Raw genomic sequence first — 16,121 nt, forward strand, 5'->3', positions numbered from 1 at the left:
CACACCTGACAGCCCTTCGGGCGAGAGCGTCTATTGGCCTAAAACACACACTTGGCGTTGCTTTCAATTACTGACACGGAATCAGTCAATAACAACAAGAGGGATGCTTGATGAAGCATGGCCGTGGGTATCGTTTGCTCTCGCAAAAAGGCGCAGCCGGACATTTCTGGCTGTCGCTGGTTTGCTTTTCCGCCCTGGTGATCGCCAGCTTCTTGCTGTTCGAACAACAGATCCAGGATTTCCTGACCCATCTCGAGCTGTACCAGCCCTCGACGCCCGCGCAGAAACTCTACCTGGCGTTGCTGCTGATCGCCCTGCTGGCGCTGGACGTGGTGCTGCCGGTGCCGTCGAGCATGGTTGCGCTGCTGGCCGTGGCCATGCTCGGCAGCGTGGGGGGTTACCTGGCGATTTTCGTGGGGCTGTGCCTGGGCGCCGGGTTGGGCTATGCCCTGGGAGCCGGCTATTTGCGTTTGTTGTCCGGCCGCCTGGGCCTGCATCAGCGCCAGCCGGGGCAACTGGCGTACCGGTTGGGCACACTGTCGTTGATCTGCCTGCGCGGGGTCCCGGTATTGGCGGAAACTTCAGTCGTCGCCGCCGGTATGCAAGGCTACCCTCTGCGCGCCTTCATCCTGGTCACCACCCTGGCCAACGCCGGCCTCGCGCTGGCCTACAGCGCCATTGGCACCTTTCTCGTCGAGCAGAACGCGCTGTTGGTGACCTTGCTCGCCAGCATGGTATTGCCCGGGCTGTTCATCGCCGGGTACAGCCTGTTCAAGAGCCTTCGCCGGCACGACGCGGAGCAACCGTTGCACGGGCGCTTCAAGGTCAGCTACGACTACCCGGTGGTGTTCACCGATCATGTATTCGATCCGCTCAATCCCTGCCTGCACCGCCAGCTCATGGCCGGCCACAGGGGCCCGGTCACGGTGTTGATATTCGCCGATGAACAACTGCTGCACAGCGCCCCGCACCTGCAGGAACAGATCAACGCCTACTTCGCCAGCCACTTTCCAGACCTGCACCTGCAGGCGCCGCCGATTGCGGTCCCGGCCGGCGAGTCGAGCAAGGATTCACAGGTGTTGCAGCGGCTGTACACCGACATGCTGAAACATGGCTTGGACCGGCATTGCCATGTGCTGGCCCTCGGTGGCGGCGCGGTGCTGGATGCGGTGGGCTACGCCTGCGCCACCTTCCACCGTGGCATTCGCCTGATTCGCATCCCCAGCACCGTGCTCGCCCAGAACGACGCCGGCATCGGTGTGAAAAACGGCATCAACGCCTTCGGCCAGAAGAACTTGCTGGGTGCCTTCTATCCCGCCACCGCAGTCATCAACGACTTTCAATTGCTGACCAGCCTGACCCGGCGCGACCAGATCGCAGGCCTGGCCGAGGCGGTCAAGGTGGCGCTGATCAAGGACCCGGCGTTTTTCCAGTGGATGGAGCAACAGGCCGACGCCCTCGCCCACTTCGAACATGGGGCCAGCCGCTATGCGATCCGCCGCTGCGCCGAGTTGCACCTGGCGCACATCACCGGTGCCGGCGACCCCTTCGAACGCGGTAACGGACGGCCCTTGGACTACGGACACTGGGCCGCTCACAAACTGGAAAATCTCAGTAAGCACCGACTGCGCCATGGTGAAGCCGTCGCGGTGGGCATGGCCCTGGATGGGCTTTATGCCAATGCCCTGGGATTGTTGAGCGACGGCGACACCGAACGGGTGCTGAACCTGCTGCTCAAGCTCGGCTTCTGCCTGAACCCGCCAGAACTGACCTTGAAAGATGCACTGGGGCGCTCGCAGGTCTTGCTGGGATTGGAGGAGTTCCGCCAGCATCTGGGCGGGCAACTCTCCATCCCCATGTTGAGCCGGATCGGCGAGTCGGTGGACTTGCATGAAATCGATACCGCGCGAATGGAGCAGGCATTGCAGCGGCTGTCCACCCAGGTCGAGCTTGCGCCGATCCTGAACGAGCGCTGTGCGCAATGAACCAGACGGCGCCGAACCTCAAGACCTGGCTGACCCTCGGCCGTGTCTCCAACCTGCCCACGGTGTGGACCAACACCTTGGCCGCCGCCCTGCTCGCCAGCAGCGCCGGGGCCCTGGCACCGCCGTCTTCCCTGGTGTGGATCCTGCTGCTGGTGGCACTGTCGCTGCTGTACCTCGCCGGCATGCTGTTGAACGACCTGTTGGACGCCGACTGGGACCAACAACACCACAACCCCCGTCCCATAACCCTGGGCCTGGTGAGCCGCCAGCACGTGCGGCTGGCCACTGCGTTGTTGCTGGTGCTGGCTGCCGCCTCGCTGCTGGGCCTGAGCCAGTTCATCGAGCAGCCGCACTGGCTGCTGGGCAGCGCGACGCTGTTGGTGGGCTGCATTCTCGGTTACAACCTGCTGCACAAGAGATACGCCCACAGCGTCTGGCTGATGGGGGCCTGCCGCTCGGCGCTCTACCTCACCGCGGCGGCCAGCCTGGCGATGCCGGCGGGGCCGATCTGGCTCTGCGCCATTTTGCTCGGTGTCTACATCAGCGGCCTGACCTACTTGGCTCGCCAGGAACACCGCAACCAATTGATCAGCCGCCTCCCCCTGCTGCTGATGCTGAGCCCACTGGCCTTGGCAGTCTATGCAGGCAGCGCCTGGTTTTGGCCGGTGCTGCTGTTATGGCTTGGCTGGTTGGGCTGGCATTACTGGCACAACCTGGCCAACCCTCGGCAACGACAGGTCCGCGCCTTTATCGGCGCTGGCCTGGCAGCCCTGCCGCTGTTCGATGCCCTGGTGCTGGCCGTGGCTAACCAGCCCTTGGGCAGCCTGTTATGTGTCGTGGTGTTTTTCCTGCTTCCCCATTTCCAGCGCTGGATCAAACCAACATGAACACGGACGTTACTGCAGCGGCATCGGCGGCCCTCGACATGCGCCACGATTGCCTGAACGAACAACGCCAGCCTTTCATCCGCCATCTCGATGAAAGCGAACGGCGATGGTGGCATCAGGCAGAGGAACAGCTTGCCCTAAGCCCGGACGCCAACACCGCGGCGCTCATGAGCAGCCAATGCAAGCGCAACCTCAAGGAGCGTGCGCAACCCGGTGGCGATGGCTGGAGCAACGTCCAGCTGGCGCGGGCGTTGCTGCTGGCCCAGGTGCTGGAACAGCAGCCCGCCGCCGGGCAAGTCCCCCTGCTGCACCAATTGTTCCTGTGGGGCGACGACCAGGAAAAGGTCGCCACCTTGAAAGCCCTCGATTGGCTCGATAGTCGCGGAGCGTGCGTGGAGCTTGCACGCCAGGCCGGGCGCACCAGCAACAGCCAGGTGTTCGCCGCCCTCGCCCTGGACACCGCCTACCCATCGCGTCACTACAACGAACAAGCCTTCAACCAATTGGTGCTGAAAGCGCTGGGCATGGGCCTCGACGTACGACGCCTGATCGGCCTGGCGCAACGACAAAGCGTCACCCTCAACCAGTTGGCCCTCGACCTGCTGGACGAACAACTCGCCGCCGAACGAACGGTGTCCGCCGGGCTGCCCCACGTCATTGCCTTCGACCTGCTGAGCCCGGCGCAACGTCAGCGCCTGGCCGGCCTGGGCCAGCAACAACGCTTGCCGACGCAATGGCACGAGCACCTGGACGGCGTTTCGCCGAACTGATGCCCCACCGCCCCCCGCTTTTTTTGACGAGGATTCACCATGCCCAAGTACTTTGACCCGCATATCCACATGGTCAGCCGCACCACCGACGATTACCAGAACATGGCGGCCGCCGGCATCACCGGGGTAATCGAGCCGGCCTTCTGGCAGGGCCAGGCCAGGACCAGCGTCGGCAGCTTCATCGACTACTTCGACACACTGTTGGGCTGGGAGCGTTTTCGCGCCAGCATGTTTGGTATCCATCACTTCTGCACCATTGGCCTGAATCCCAAGGAGGCCAATGACCTGTCGGTGGCCAATGAGGTGCTGGAGATTCTCCCGCGCTACCTGGTGAAAGACGGCGTGGTGGCGGTGGGTGAAATCGGCTACGACGACATTACCCCGGAAGAAGATCGCTTCCTCGCCGCGCAATTGGAGCTGGCCAAGCAATTCAATCTGCCGGTGCTGGTGCACACGCCGCACCGCGACAAGATTGGTGGCACCAAACGCACGCTCGCCGTCATTCGCGAGGTCGGCATTGCCGAACATCTGGTGATCATTGACCACCTCAACGAACTGACCCTGCCCCTGGTGCTGGACAGTGACTGCTGGCGCGGCCACTCCATCTACCCCAACACCAAGATGTCGGAACAACGCATGGTCGCGCTGCTGCAGCAGTACGGCACGGAGAAAATGGTGGTCAACAGCGCCGCCGACTGGGGCATCAGCGACCCGCTCAAGGTGCCCAAGACCGGCCAGGCAATGTTAGCCGCAGGCTTCAGTGAAGCCCAGGTCGAACAAGTGCTGTTCCACAACCCGGTGGACTTTTTCGCCCTGAGCGGCCAGTTGGACAAAGCCCTGGTCAGCACGCCCCTGCCCATCGATCAGCGGCGGCAATGGCAGGACAACTCCGCCCTGCGGGGCCAGGAACCGGTGATCAAATGAGCGCCCGCACGGGTTGGACGGCCACGCAGATCGGCTATTGCAGCAACGTTCACCCGACCCATGACCTGGGCGGGCTACGCGCTTGCGTCGAACGGCATTTCCAGACCGTACGCACACTGCGCGGGCTCGATACGCAGGACAGTGGATTGTGGATCAGCGCCCTCGCCGCCGCCGAACTCCAACAAGCGTCGACCCGTGCGGATTTCCTCGACCTGCTGCAACGCAGCGGACTACGCCTGACCTCACTCAATGGGTTTCCCTACGGCCAATTTCACCAGGGCGCGGTGAAAGCCGACGTCTACCTGCCCAGCTGGGCCGATCCGCAGCGGCTGGCGTACAGCCTGGACCTGGCTCGATTTCTCGCCCAGGCCCTGCCAGCGGCCTGTGCCCAGGGAGTGATCTCCAGCCTGCCCCTGGGCTATGCCGCCCACTGGAGCCCGACGCTACAACAACGTGCCGAGCAGCAACTGCGCGAGCTCACTGCCGGGCTGGCCCGGCTGCAACGGGAGACGGGCAAGAAGATCGTGGTCTGCCTGGAGATGGAGCCCGATTGCGTGCTGGAAAACACCGACCAGGCCATCACCTTCTTCCGCCACTGGCAAGCCACGGACCCGCACCATGAACACCTGGCGCTGTGCTTTGACGTTTGCCACCAGGCCGTGATGTTCGAAGACTGCTATCAATCACTGGACCGATTGCGTCGGGCCCGGGTCCCCATCGGCAAGATCCAGTTATCCAATGCACTGATTTGTCGCCTGCCTGAGGACGAGCACCGGCGCGAACAGGTGCTCAAGACATTGAGCGGTTTTGCCGAGCCCACCTACCTGCATCAAGTGAAGGCTCGCGATGGGCACGATCGGCTATCGGCCTGGGCCGACCTCCCCGCGGCCCTGGACGATTGTGAGCAGAACCGCGCCTCTCATCCCGAACTGAGGATTCACTTTCACATTCCGCTGTTCAGCGAGCAGTTGCTGCTGCCCGAACTCAGCGGCAGCCAGCTTGCCCTGTCGCAGACTTTCAACTTTTTGGCCGACCATGGGGATTTTCGCCCCGTACTGGAAGTGGAAACCTACAGCTGGGGCGTCCTGCCCAGCCAATTGCGGCCCACGACCGAGCATGCCCAACTCCAGGGCATCGCGGCGGAGTTGCATTGGGTCGAGGATCAATTGCAACAGCGCCGCTTGCTGGAACCTCAGGCACTGGAGGCCCACGCCCATGCGCTCTGATCCTGCGCGCCAGCCGCTGCTGCTGATCAACGTGGTCGGCCTGACGCCCGCGCTGTTGGGTGCCGCGACGCCCTGCATCAATGCCCTGTTGAAAACGGCCAAGATGGCCACGCTGCAGCCAGTGTTCCCGGCGGTCACCTCGACCGTGCAGGCCTCGATCCTCACCGGACAACCACCGTCGGAACACGGCATCGTCGGCAACGGCTGGTATTTTCGCGATCAGGCCGAAGTGCGTTTCTGGCTGCAACCCAATGCTCTGATCCAGGGGGAAAAGGTCTGGCAGACACTCAAGCGCCAGTACCCCGGGTTTCGCTGCAGCCAGTTGTTCTGGTGGTACAACATGTATGCCGACGTGGACGCCGCCATTACCCCTCGGCCCCACTACCCGGCCGATGGTCGCAAGCTGTTCGGCCTGTATTCGGCGCCGGCCTCGTTGCATGAGCGTATCGAACAGCAGATCGGCGAGTTTCCCTTTCCGAGTTTCTGGGGACCGGCGGCCGGCATCGCGTCGAGCCGCTGGATCGTCGACTGCGCCATCGCCGAATTCCAGCTCAACCGCCCCGACCTGCAATTGATCTACCTGCCCCACCTCGACTACAGCCTGCAACGCCTGGGGCCCGATCACCCGTCGATTGCCGACGAGGTAAGGGCCATCGACGGTGAAGTCGGGCGTCTGCTGGACTTTGCCCAAGCACAAGGCGCGGCAGTGATGCTGCTGTCCGAATACGGGATCGAAGCCGTCACCCAATCCGTTTCCATCAACCGGTTGTTACGTGCCGAGGGCTTGTTGCAGGTCCGCCAATCGCTGACCTGGGAGTTGCTCGATCCCGGTGCCAGTGCAGCGTTTGCCGTGGCCGATCATCAGGTCGCGCACATCTACGTGAAGCAGGCGCGCGACATCCCCCGCGTCAAAGCGCTGTTGCAACGCCAGGCCGGCATCGAGCAGGTGCTGGATAAAACCGAACAACAGGCCTGGCAACTGGATCATCCCCGCAGCGGCGAACTGGTGGCCGTGGCCGCGCCCGGTTACTGGTTCGATTATTACTACTGGTTCGACGAGCGCAAGGCTCCCGACTTTGCCCGCACCGTGGACATCCATCGCAAGCCAGGCTATGACCCGCTCGAGCTGTTCATCGACCCGGCCATTCGCTTCCCGACATTGAAAGTGGCGCGCCGCCTGCTCCAGAAAAAGCTCGGCTTTCGCTACTACATGGACCTGATTCCGCTGGACACCCGCCTGGTCCGCGGCAGCCACGGACGGCTGCCCACGAGCGAGAAGACCGGCCCGCTGCTCATCACCAATTGTGATCTGTCGCTGCCGCAGCACCTTGCGGCCACGGCGGTGAAGCAACTGCTCCTGGAACACTTCCGGGGGCACCCTCATGCCGATACGGCGAATGCCAAGGAGCTTCCATGCGGCGAGCCATTTCCATCACTGTTCTAAGTGCCCTGGCCGGTTTGGCCCAGGCCGAGAACGCCACCAACTTCAATTGCGGTAACTTCCTGCAATTTGGATACAACGCCGACCAGACCCGGACCGCGTTCAACAATAGTCCCGAGACCATGGCCTGGAACTGGTTCGTCTGTTTGAACCAGTCCGACGCCAAGGGTTACAACCGTCAGTGGGAGCTGTTCAAGCCTTCCGATCAGGTCTATCTGGCCAATGGCGCCAACCCCGGTTCGTATGACAGCCGCATGAAGCCACCGGGCGAGGTGCTCAGGCAAGCCAAAGCCCTGGGGCTGGACCCGAACCGTCTCCTGCACAACATCAACGCCGTACAGCAGGTCGACGGCCTGAGCCTGGCCATGGGCGGTGCCGCCGTGCCTGCCACACAACAAGGTCACGTCGTGCGCTTTCAACTGCTGATGGGCCAGGACACCTACGACTACATCGTAAAAACCAATGTCTACAACGTGGATGGTCAAGAGGCCCTGACGAGCAACCTGAACTTTCCGGCCACGGCCTGGGAGTTGAAAGCCGCCTGGCTATGGATCGGCACGGACGCGAACTACAAGAAGCAGTTGGAAAAGGATGGCTACTACGTGGCCCAGGCCTACTACGCCGTGGGCACCGGGTACAAGGTCGGCTATGCGGCGTTGAGCGGTTTGCATGTGGTCAACAAACTGAACCCCGACTGGGTCTGGACCACCTTCGAAAACCTCAACAACCCCAAATACACCGTGAACAAGGACTACCCGCCTACGCCGATGACAAACAGCACCGGGCCGACAGCGGGTGCCATACCGGTCAACGCCCAGTTCCAGGCCAATAACCCGACGCTGTCGAAGTACCAGTTGATCGGCGTGGAATACCAGCCCATTACCCAGGTCCTGGCGAACTCACAGTTGGAGTCGGCATTCCAGGACACATCGTCCTGCCTGGCCTGCCACGGCACCGCCGCCTACTCGAAGAGCAACGGTTGGTTCAGTTTCGCCATCCCGACCTCAGGCGGTCTCACCTACCCGACTACGCCGCTGCCGGAAAAGGCCTTCGTCGGCTACAAAAAACTGGATTTTGTCTGGTCGCTGAAACACGCCCAGTGGCAACGCTAAGGAGAGCACGACATGAGCATATTGAATTTCCCCCGCATCTACCTCAACGGCGAGATGTTCTGGAACCCGCCGACGGCCAACAACAATGACATGTTCCCGCTGTACGACGCGGTCAACATGGACATCAACTGGCCGTTCGTGAAGCACTTCGGCATCACCCCCCACAATGCCCCCGACAGGCTGATGCCATGGGCTCTCTCGACGCAGTACATGGCCGGCATGCCGACCTATGTGCAACAAGTGCCAGGCAATATCAATCCGAAGCATGACCCGTACATGCCCGCCGAATGGGACCTGTTCGGTGACAACGGTTGCGGTCTGGTGAACTACGGGAAAACCACCTCGACCGTCATCGGTGGCGAGCTGCAGGCCAATACCTACATCGCTCAGGATTCGCTGATCGGCGCGCAATACCACTTACTCGGCAGCCCTCTGGGCAGTTCCGCCCCGACCCCGGCGCGCTTCGTGGACATCAGCCCATGGCAGAACACGTTCACGGCATTGTATTTCGACAAACTGGTGCTGGGGGATACGTCCTGCGGCCTGACCCTCAACCGCAAGTATCGGATGATGGACCGTTTCCTGAACTTCAATTGGGGAGCCCTGGGTAGCCTGGTGAACATCAGCACCACCTGGCAGACCTGCTTTCCCAAGGAGAACCTGGAATGGGCGATTGGCAACTCGCGTCTTCTGGCCAACCTCCAGCAGCAGATGACGCAGCAAGGGGCTCAGGGCCTCATGTTCCGATTTTCAACCTACCTGACCTGCTACGACAAGAACGGTGTATTCAACGATTACACGCAGCGCCCCAACACCCGTTCCAACCACCCGGACATCATGGCGAAAGTGCGTGATCTGTACAGGGAAGGCTTGAACAACGTCAACCAGATTTTCTTCAACCCCGCCTACAGCCGCACCTCGGCGGTGCTGGGTCTGTGGCTCGCCAACGAATACCCCACCGCTCCCGCCGGGGTGCGCCTGGTACCCACCCAGCCAGTCTCGGTCGTTCAACCGGGCCACGATAAGAAAAGTGTCCCATTAGGGGTGATCTCGGCGCAGATCAACGGTAATACCCTATCGCTGGACCTGAGCAACACGTTCCCGTGTTATCCCGTGGACCCCGCAGCCGACATCCTGGTCCCTGAGAAATTCAACGCCGGAGACTACCTGTTGGGCGTGCGCCAGAAGGGACGGTTCATGGCGGGGATCGGCTTCGGCTTCGATAAATACCAGCAATCGGCTTTCGAGCTACGCTCAGGCATCCTCGATCTCACGCTCAACCCCGAAGCCAAGGCACTGCTGCAGTCCGGTCCTCTGCTGCTGCAACAGCGCCTCCCGGCCACCCCTCCGAAGATCGCCGCCGGCCAGCAACCGTGGACCGCCGAAGTCATCGAGAGCGGCAGCTTCATCGATGTCGGTGACCGCAAGACGCTGAGCATCATGGTGCAGAAAAATGGTCAGCCGGCCGCCAACACCACGTTGTATGTCGCGGAGTACGGCAACCCCTACATGGTGACCAGCAGCAATTACTACCTGGCTTTCGGTAATGCGGCCGATTTCACGCTGTTCTACGACAACCCGTCGGCCCGTATCAACAATACAGCCAATCTGCCGCAGTTCATCGACGCCCCCAAGGTCTCCCTCTATCGCAGCACCGGCAGCGGTCGCCGGCTGACCGAACTGCAGGACGTGCCCGAACCCGTGGGCAACCCGATCGGGTACCAAGACTTCCTCAGATCGTCCGGTACGCCGGTCGCCGTCGACCTGCGCCCCTGCCTGGTCTTCGACAAAGGCCTCAATGGCACCGGTACACTGGAGGACAAGAAGGCCAGCAGCGTCAATTACTCCTACGCCGTCATCACCACCAACGCCCAAGGCATCGCCCAGATAAGCTGCCGGGCAGTGGCGCCAGGCTTCCCTACCTTGCGCTTCTTCGTGCAGGAGAACGGCAAAAAACCGGCCATTCCGTTCAGCTTCCCGATCACCCAGGCCTACGTCGACTTCCTCGCACCGATACGGGTGCTGCCACTGGACATGCAGTTGCAACAGGACTTCATCGACACCTGGAACGCCATCTACGAGAAAACAAACGCTCCAGAGCTGCTGTGGGACAAGTTCATTTATCCAAGGATCCTGCAGACCTTCTATTACCTGTACCCCATCATGAACAAGTTCATGCCGCTCAATTCCCGGACGCGCGTGGAGGGCGCAATCGACCAATTGATCTTGCTGATCAGCAAGGATTACCAGGACCAGAGCACCCTTGCGATGCCCATCACCCGGGACATGTCCCAAAGCCGCCGCGCCGTCCTGGAGCTGTGGGCCAAGCGCCTGGTGAAGTTCAACTATCCGCCCAAGAAACTCAGCATGAGTGACTACAACGGCCTTTGACGATTTCACCCAGGATCACCGGGTGGCGAGCCCGCCGCCCGGCACTGCACAGGAGTGTCGATATGAAAGCCTGCATTTTGAGCCGACTGTTGTTACTGATCCTGTTGTTCAGTCCGGGGCTTTTTGCCCAACAGGACAGCGGTGCCGTCTACTTCACCATGGGCGTGCACAACACCGAGGGCTGCAACGAACAGAACGGCAACTGCATCGCCAAACGTGCCCCGGGCGACCCTTCCGATCCGTTTTTCCCGGCGTTCTGGATCAGCGATTGGACCATGTACCGGGTGATGCACAACTACGAAAAAAACCCGCCGCCCTACAGCAATCCCCCTTCCACCCTGACCCCGGCGGACTACACCGTCTCTCGCGGGACCAGCTATTACGACACGGCCTATATCCCGGCCGATGGCGACGGCTTCGGGGCGATGATGGAGCACTATGAGAAGTACTGCCTGCCGATCTTTCCGATCAAGAACAACAACTACACCTGCTCCTTCGTGTCCCTGGGCAACAAGGCATACTTCCTGACCTACCCGCAGGATCGCCCCAAGGACATGCCGGCCTGCTGCATGTTCTCGCCGATGAATCATCCACCGCGGCAAGACTTCATCCAGCACCTGCCCTACAGCGCCGCGCGCAGCAAAAACCTGGATGGCAGCGTGCAGGCCTACGCCCTGGACCTGGATTCGCCGCAAGGTCCGATCCTGTTCGGTTATGCCTTCTACAAAAAAATGTCGGGGCAACCGCCCTACCGGCAGCCCCAATCGTTCTTTTTCTCCGGTGACAGCAGTGTCGCCAATGCCCCCATCGTCAGCCAGAACTACACCAACTTCCGCATCGCCAGACCGGACCCTGCCCAGACCTGGGCGCAGGTGGCTGCGATGTGCCCGGCGAACCCACCGCCCTGCCAGTTGTTCGAGCCACCGGTTTCACAGAGCAACGGGCAAAAGGCGCAGTGGAACAAGCTCATGCAGCGCAAACCCTGACCAATGACGAAGGATCGCCATGAACACTTCATTCCGTTTCACCCTGGTGCTACTGGGTCTGGCCAGTCTTCCGGCCCTGGCCCTGGAACAATCCCAGGAACAAGCCATGCCACGGACGCAGGCCTCGAACCTGAATTGCCAGCCCCCCAGCACGGCGCCGGCGGCCAACGCCAGCCAGGACCTGTTCGATCAATACAGCTGGCAGTTGTTCATCGCCGTGAACTGGCCCGCCCAGGCGGGGCAGCGCGGTGATCCCGACTGCAGCAAACAACCGGGAGATCCTGGCTACACCGTCTGGCAGACCTACAAGACCGTGGAAGAAACCTTCCTGCCACGGGGGGCCGATCCAGGCCCCTGGAACACCCCGCAGCTTGCCAAGAGCCTGGGCATCATCAACATCGCCGCGCTGAAGAACAGCTCCCAGGTGAATGCCGTCGACCAGGCCGTCGGCGGCTGGCTGATCGACCAGGCCGGCAACCCGACCTACTACGACATCTCGGCCAACGAGACCTCCTACAACTACATCGTCGCCAACCAGTTCTATAACGCCGATGTGGTTTCCAAAGCCAACAACATCAACTTTCCCTATGGGGTCATCGAGGTCAAATCGAGCTGGCGCATCCTCACCCCCAATGACAATGCCAGCCGCTACCTGACCATGCTTGCGCGCGTGGCCACGTTCGACGACCAAGGCCAGCGCACCGGCGTCACCGAGGCCTATCTGGGCCTGGTGGGGCTGCACGTCATCACCAAGGTGAACGGCTATCCGCAGTGGATCTGGTCGACCTTCGAGCAGATCGACAACGTTCCGCCCAAAACGCTGGTGAACGGTGTATGGGTCGACCAGCCGGCCTCCGGCACGGCCTATTCCTACTTCAACGCCAACGCCCCGGCAGCCACGCTCAACCAGTCACCCTGCGACTGGCAGACCCAGGGCGCGCACCTGGTCTGCGTGCCCAAGCCTGGCACCACCTTCCAGACCCCGAACCCGTTGAACCGGTACACCCCGATCGCCGAGATCACCAACGAGGTCAACGCCCGTTACCGCAGCGACCCGGACCTGCAACGCAGCGTGCTGAAGTACTACCAACTCATCACCACCCAGCGCCCGCTGATGCCGGACAACCCCAGTAATCCACTGGGCCAGCCGACCCCCGCCCTTTCGGCCAACGTGACCATGGAAAGCTACATCCAGCCCAACAGCAGCTGCATGAATTGCCACTCCATGGCGACTCCGGTCAAGAGCCCCTACAAATCCGACTACTCCTACCTGTTCAAATTCGCCAATTCGCCTGTCGGCAAAACCATCAAGGACGAGGAATAAATCATGAGCATCCTGAACGGACCACGGCTGAATTTCTGGGGCGGCATCCGCACGGACGTCAGCCTGCCGAACAACTCCCCGACCATTCCCTACGGTGGCAACGACGACTGGCCGCTCTTCGACCTGACCACTTCGACCCTGGCACCGAGCGCCGAGTCCTACACCGACGACCAGTTGAACAACATGATCAATGCCCCCACCGGCAACTACTACACCGCCGGGGGCTGGAATCACTATGGGCAGCATGTCGTCGACATGCAGAACGCCCTGATCAGCTCCCAGGGCATCCCCGGCAGCATCAACACCACCGGCGACCTGGTGGGCCAGCCCGTCTACCTGCTCGGTTCGGTGGACCCGGTGACCGGCCAGGGGCCCGTTTCCGGACCGATGATGGTGGACCTGGACCCCACCTCCTCGACGACCACCCAAATCTTCGTCGGTGGCCTGCAAATCGGTGGCAACGACAACATCCAATTGCTGATCCGCAGCGACACCGTGTGCAGCAGTTTCGACGTGGCGGGACGTGTGCTGCTGCCGGCGAAAATGGATGCGCCGGGCTCTTTCCACGCCAGCGGTACATTTCAACTGACCTTCCCCTTGAGCAGCATTGTCAGTTGGAACCAGAACAGCAGCGGCCTGCGCTCGATCATTCAGGCACCGGGAGCGACGGGCATCGTCCTGCGTTTCGTCATGTTCGAAATGTGCCCCACGATGACCACCGAACAACTGGACGCCGACTATGCCGCCGGCCGGTACACGCCCAACCCGAGCATCGGCCGGGTCATCGGCACACTGGCCCCGGCCTTTGCCGACGAGCCGCTGAACTGCCAGCCGGGCCGGCAACTGGTCAACCAGAGTACCGGCAATGCCGGCTATGCCGACCTGGACAACACCGGTTACCTGAGCATCGACATGGTGAACGTCATTCCGAAGGAAACCTTCCGGGCCGTCAGGGACGATATCACCAGCCCGATCGGCCCCAACGCCAATTACGGGACCGTGACCATCAGCGCCGGCTCCACCACCCTGACGACCCTGGAGCCGACCAGCCGCTTTTTGTTCGATTACTACGTGTATGGCGGCATCGTCGACCTGCCCCTGACCGCCGACCAGCTACAGGCAGTACGGACCTCTGCCTTGGCGATCAACGCACCGGGCAAGGTCGCCGGTACCACATTGCAGGCCACCGAGTCGACCTATCGGATCTATGCCGACCAACGCAACGTCTACCTGGAGGACTACCCCAACGGCCTGTCGATCACCCTTCAGGTCAGGTACCTGGGCGGAGCGGTCCCCAGCACTACCGAAATTGGCCTGCAGGCGGCGGCCCCCGCGGTCTATGATCAACCGCAATACTGGGACTTCCTCGACTTCCCTGATTCGTTGACCGTCGACAGTGGCCAGCTTTCCGTCAGTTTCCCGGTCACCCTCAAGCCGGGCAGCGCCGCTCAAGCGGGTTTCGTCGCCCTGACCTGCACGGCCAATGGCCTCGACAGCAGTGCCTACTTCACCAACTTTCGCAAATACGCCCAGACCGACTTCGGCATTCCCCAGGGCACCACCATCACCTGGCCGCTGATGTACCCCAACGTGCTGCGTTTTCACTACCTGGCGTTCCCCGCCATGTCGCGCTATATCCCGCTGAATCAGCCCGACGCCGTCATGGGCGCCAAGAACCCTATCCTCGCCCGCACCTCGGACGCCTACAAAGGCACCACGCTGTTCATGCCCGTGGTGCGCTCGATGTCGCCCTGCCAACGGGCGTTGCTGCGGGCCTATCTCACCGGTGAACCGTGGCAGCCGCCGCAATGACCGTATCCCCTGCTCAATCACGGAGAGAGCCTATGCCCGTTCCCCTTCAGATCCCCTCGCTCCCCGGGGAGAACCTGCGCCCCAGCACCCTGGTCGCCGAGGACCTGCTGAACCCTCGCGGCCTCTGCCTGCAAGCCGATGGCAGCCTGCTGCTGACCGAAGCAGGCTCGGGGTTGCCCGACCAACTCTTCAGCGGCCGTATCAGTCGACTGCGACCGGATCCGCAGCGGCCCGGCACCTACCTGCCCCGCGAAACATTGGCGCATGGCTTTCGCGCCATGAACATGCAGGCGCGCATGCTGCGTGATGAAATCATGGGGGTGTCGGACATCGCCTGCGGTGACGGACGCTGCCTGGTCAGCCAGACCGATTACGTCGCCGGTTCCAAACTGCTGGACCTGCAATTCACACCGCCCGAGCCGGTGTTCCATAGCCGTGGCAACCTGAATGCGCTGTGCTACCACCCGACCCGCCACAGCTGGCTGGCCGTCAAGCCCGATACCAATCAGTTGGTGGAGTTCATCACAGGCCAAGAGGAGCGCGTGCTGGCCCAGCTGCCCGAACTGGATCAAGGCCAGGAAGCCGTTCCCGTGACCCTGGTGTACGAACCGGCGACAGACGCCGTGCTGATCAGCCTGTTCTCGGGCGAACTGCACGGCGACCCGAGCCGCAAGGGCATCGACTTTGCCGAGAAGGCCGGCCAAGTGATCCGGGTCTGGCCGGGCAGCGCCAGGATCGACATCCTGATTCACGGCCTGCAACTGCCCACCGGATTGGCGCTGCGCCCCAACGGCCAACTGCTGGTGCTGGAACTCTGCGAGCGCCTGCAACAACCGCTGCTTCCCGACTGGAACGGCGAACCCCTGCATGGCGGCTTTACCCGGTTCAGTGGGCGGCTGCTGAGCTGCGACTTGCAAACCGCCCAGGTCACGGTGCTCGCCCGCGACCTGGACACCCCTTCCAACCTGTGCCTGTTACCGGACGCGGTACTGGTCAGCGAAGGCATGGGGCTGCTCGGGCGACCACTGCCTACACCAGATGGAAGCGTGGTGCCGTTAAACGGCAGGCTTCGTCGGGTACAACTCTGAACAAGCACTCAAGACAAAGGCAAAAAAAGCGGTGCTTACCCTAATGCCAGTCAGTTAAGGATCACACGGGTTTGAGGCTTAACTGATCGGCATTAGGCGCCAGGGCCGCTTTTGTGGCGAGGGAGCTTGCTCCCGCTGGGCTGCGCAGCAGGCCCAAGGCTGGCGACACCATTGA

The 16,121-nt window shown here is 61.9% G+C and carries 12 protein-coding genes; all 12 read left to right on the plus strand.

Translation table 11 applies throughout. The features are described 5' to 3' along the window. Window positions 1-110: 110 nt before the first annotated feature. The 12 genes from BM300_RS00560 to BM300_RS00615 all read left to right on the plus strand — a co-directional run bounded on the left by BM300_RS00560 (window position 111) and on the right by BM300_RS00615 (window position 15,946). The gene (locus tag BM300_RS00560) at window positions 111-1,985 is read left to right on the plus strand and encodes a 3-dehydroquinate synthase (RefSeq protein ID WP_092461624.1); all 1,875 of its coding nucleotides are present in this window, start codon (window positions 111-113) and stop codon (window positions 1,983-1,985) included. Then, the gene (locus tag BM300_RS00565; RefSeq protein ID WP_092141859.1) at window positions 1,982-2,872 is read left to right on the plus strand and encodes a UbiA family prenyltransferase; all 891 of its coding nucleotides are present in this window, start codon (window positions 1,982-1,984) and stop codon (window positions 2,870-2,872) included. The genes BM300_RS00560 and BM300_RS00565 overlap by 4 nt, the downstream gene beginning before the upstream one ends. Further along, window positions 2,869-3,642 carry an EboA domain-containing protein gene (locus BM300_RS00570; RefSeq protein WP_092461626.1) on the plus strand — a complete coding sequence of 258 codons (774 nt, stop codon included), beginning with the start codon at window positions 2,869-2,871 and terminating at the stop codon, window positions 3,640-3,642. Before BM300_RS00565 ends, BM300_RS00570 begins: the two co-directional genes overlap by 4 nt. 39 nt (window positions 3,643-3,681) lie before the next feature. Next, window positions 3,682-4,566: a TatD family hydrolase gene (locus tag BM300_RS00575; protein WP_092461628.1), complete on the plus strand. Its 885-nt coding sequence runs from the start codon at window positions 3,682-3,684 to the stop codon at window positions 4,564-4,566. Continuing rightward, the gene (eboE, locus tag BM300_RS00580) at window positions 4,563-5,792 is read left to right on the plus strand and encodes a metabolite traffic protein EboE (RefSeq protein WP_092461630.1); all 1,230 of its coding nucleotides are present in this window, start codon (window positions 4,563-4,565) and stop codon (window positions 5,790-5,792) included. The genes BM300_RS00575 and eboE overlap by 4 nt, the downstream gene beginning before the upstream one ends. Beyond that, complete coding sequence (locus BM300_RS00585; protein WP_092344817.1) at window positions 5,782-7,236, plus strand: alkaline phosphatase family protein; 1,455 nt, start codon at window positions 5,782-5,784, stop codon at window positions 7,234-7,236. Before eboE ends, BM300_RS00585 begins: the two co-directional genes overlap by 11 nt. Continuing rightward, entirely contained in the window at window positions 7,206-8,345 is a 1,140-nt protein-coding gene (locus BM300_RS00590; RefSeq protein WP_092141870.1) for a hypothetical protein, read from the plus strand. The genes BM300_RS00585 and BM300_RS00590 overlap by 31 nt, the downstream gene beginning before the upstream one ends. Before the next feature lie 12 nt (window positions 8,346-8,357). Next, a complete protein-coding gene (locus tag BM300_RS00595) occupies window positions 8,358-10,736 on the plus strand; it encodes a hypothetical protein (RefSeq protein WP_092461632.1) in 2,379 nt (792 codons plus the stop codon). 62 nt (window positions 10,737-10,798) lie between these two features. Beyond that, complete coding sequence (locus tag BM300_RS00600) at window positions 10,799-11,722, plus strand: hypothetical protein (protein ID WP_092221885.1); 924 nt, start codon at window positions 10,799-10,801, stop codon at window positions 11,720-11,722. 19 nt (window positions 11,723-11,741) lie between these two features. Further along, on the plus strand, window positions 11,742-13,046 hold the full coding sequence (locus BM300_RS00605) for a hypothetical protein (protein ID WP_092221883.1): 1,305 nt from the start codon (window positions 11,742-11,744) through the stop codon (window positions 13,044-13,046). 3 nt (window positions 13,047-13,049) lie between these two features. After that, window positions 13,050-14,858 (plus strand): hypothetical protein, encoded by a 1,809-nt coding sequence (locus BM300_RS00610; protein WP_092461633.1) that lies wholly within the window; start codon window positions 13,050-13,052, stop codon window positions 14,856-14,858. A gap of 32 nt (window positions 14,859-14,890) precedes the next feature. Further along, window positions 14,891-15,946, plus strand: coding sequence for a hypothetical protein (locus tag BM300_RS00615; RefSeq protein WP_092461635.1), 1,056 nt, complete (start codon window positions 14,891-14,893; stop codon window positions 15,944-15,946). The last annotated feature ends 175 nt before the right edge of the window (window positions 15,947-16,121 follow it).

Origin of the sequence: Pseudomonas sp. NFACC46-3, assembly GCF_900114515.1 — a bacterium.
GTDB lineage: Bacteria > Pseudomonadota > Gammaproteobacteria > Pseudomonadales > Pseudomonadaceae > Aquipseudomonas > Aquipseudomonas fluorescens_Q.

Excerpts from the sequence above, each read along its gene's own strand:
- BM300_RS00560 (WP_092461624.1), top strand. The coding sequence starts at position 111 with ATGAAGCATGGCCGTGGGTATCGTTTGCTCTCGCAAAAAGGCGCAGCC.
- BM300_RS00565 (WP_092141859.1), top strand. The coding sequence starts at position 1,982 with ATGAACCAGACGGCGCCGAACCTCAAGACCTGGCTGACCCTCGGCCGT.
- BM300_RS00570 (WP_092461626.1), top strand. The coding sequence starts at position 2,869 with ATGAACACGGACGTTACTGCAGCGGCATCGGCGGCCCTCGACATGCGC.
- BM300_RS00575 (WP_092461628.1), top strand. The coding sequence starts at position 3,682 with ATGCCCAAGTACTTTGACCCGCATATCCACATGGTCAGCCGCACCACC.
- eboE (WP_092461630.1), top strand. The coding sequence starts at position 4,563 with ATGAGCGCCCGCACGGGTTGGACGGCCACGCAGATCGGCTATTGCAGC.
- BM300_RS00585 (WP_092344817.1), top strand. The coding sequence starts at position 5,782 with ATGCGCTCTGATCCTGCGCGCCAGCCGCTGCTGCTGATCAACGTGGTC.
- BM300_RS00590 (WP_092141870.1), top strand. The coding sequence starts at position 7,206 with ATGCGGCGAGCCATTTCCATCACTGTTCTAAGTGCCCTGGCCGGTTTG.
- BM300_RS00595 (WP_092461632.1), top strand. The coding sequence starts at position 8,358 with ATGAGCATATTGAATTTCCCCCGCATCTACCTCAACGGCGAGATGTTC.
- BM300_RS00600 (WP_092221885.1), top strand. The coding sequence starts at position 10,799 with ATGAAAGCCTGCATTTTGAGCCGACTGTTGTTACTGATCCTGTTGTTC.
- BM300_RS00605 (WP_092221883.1), top strand. The coding sequence starts at position 11,742 with ATGAACACTTCATTCCGTTTCACCCTGGTGCTACTGGGTCTGGCCAGT.
- BM300_RS00610 (WP_092461633.1), top strand. The coding sequence starts at position 13,050 with ATGAGCATCCTGAACGGACCACGGCTGAATTTCTGGGGCGGCATCCGC.
- BM300_RS00615 (WP_092461635.1), top strand. The coding sequence starts at position 14,891 with ATGCCCGTTCCCCTTCAGATCCCCTCGCTCCCCGGGGAGAACCTGCGC.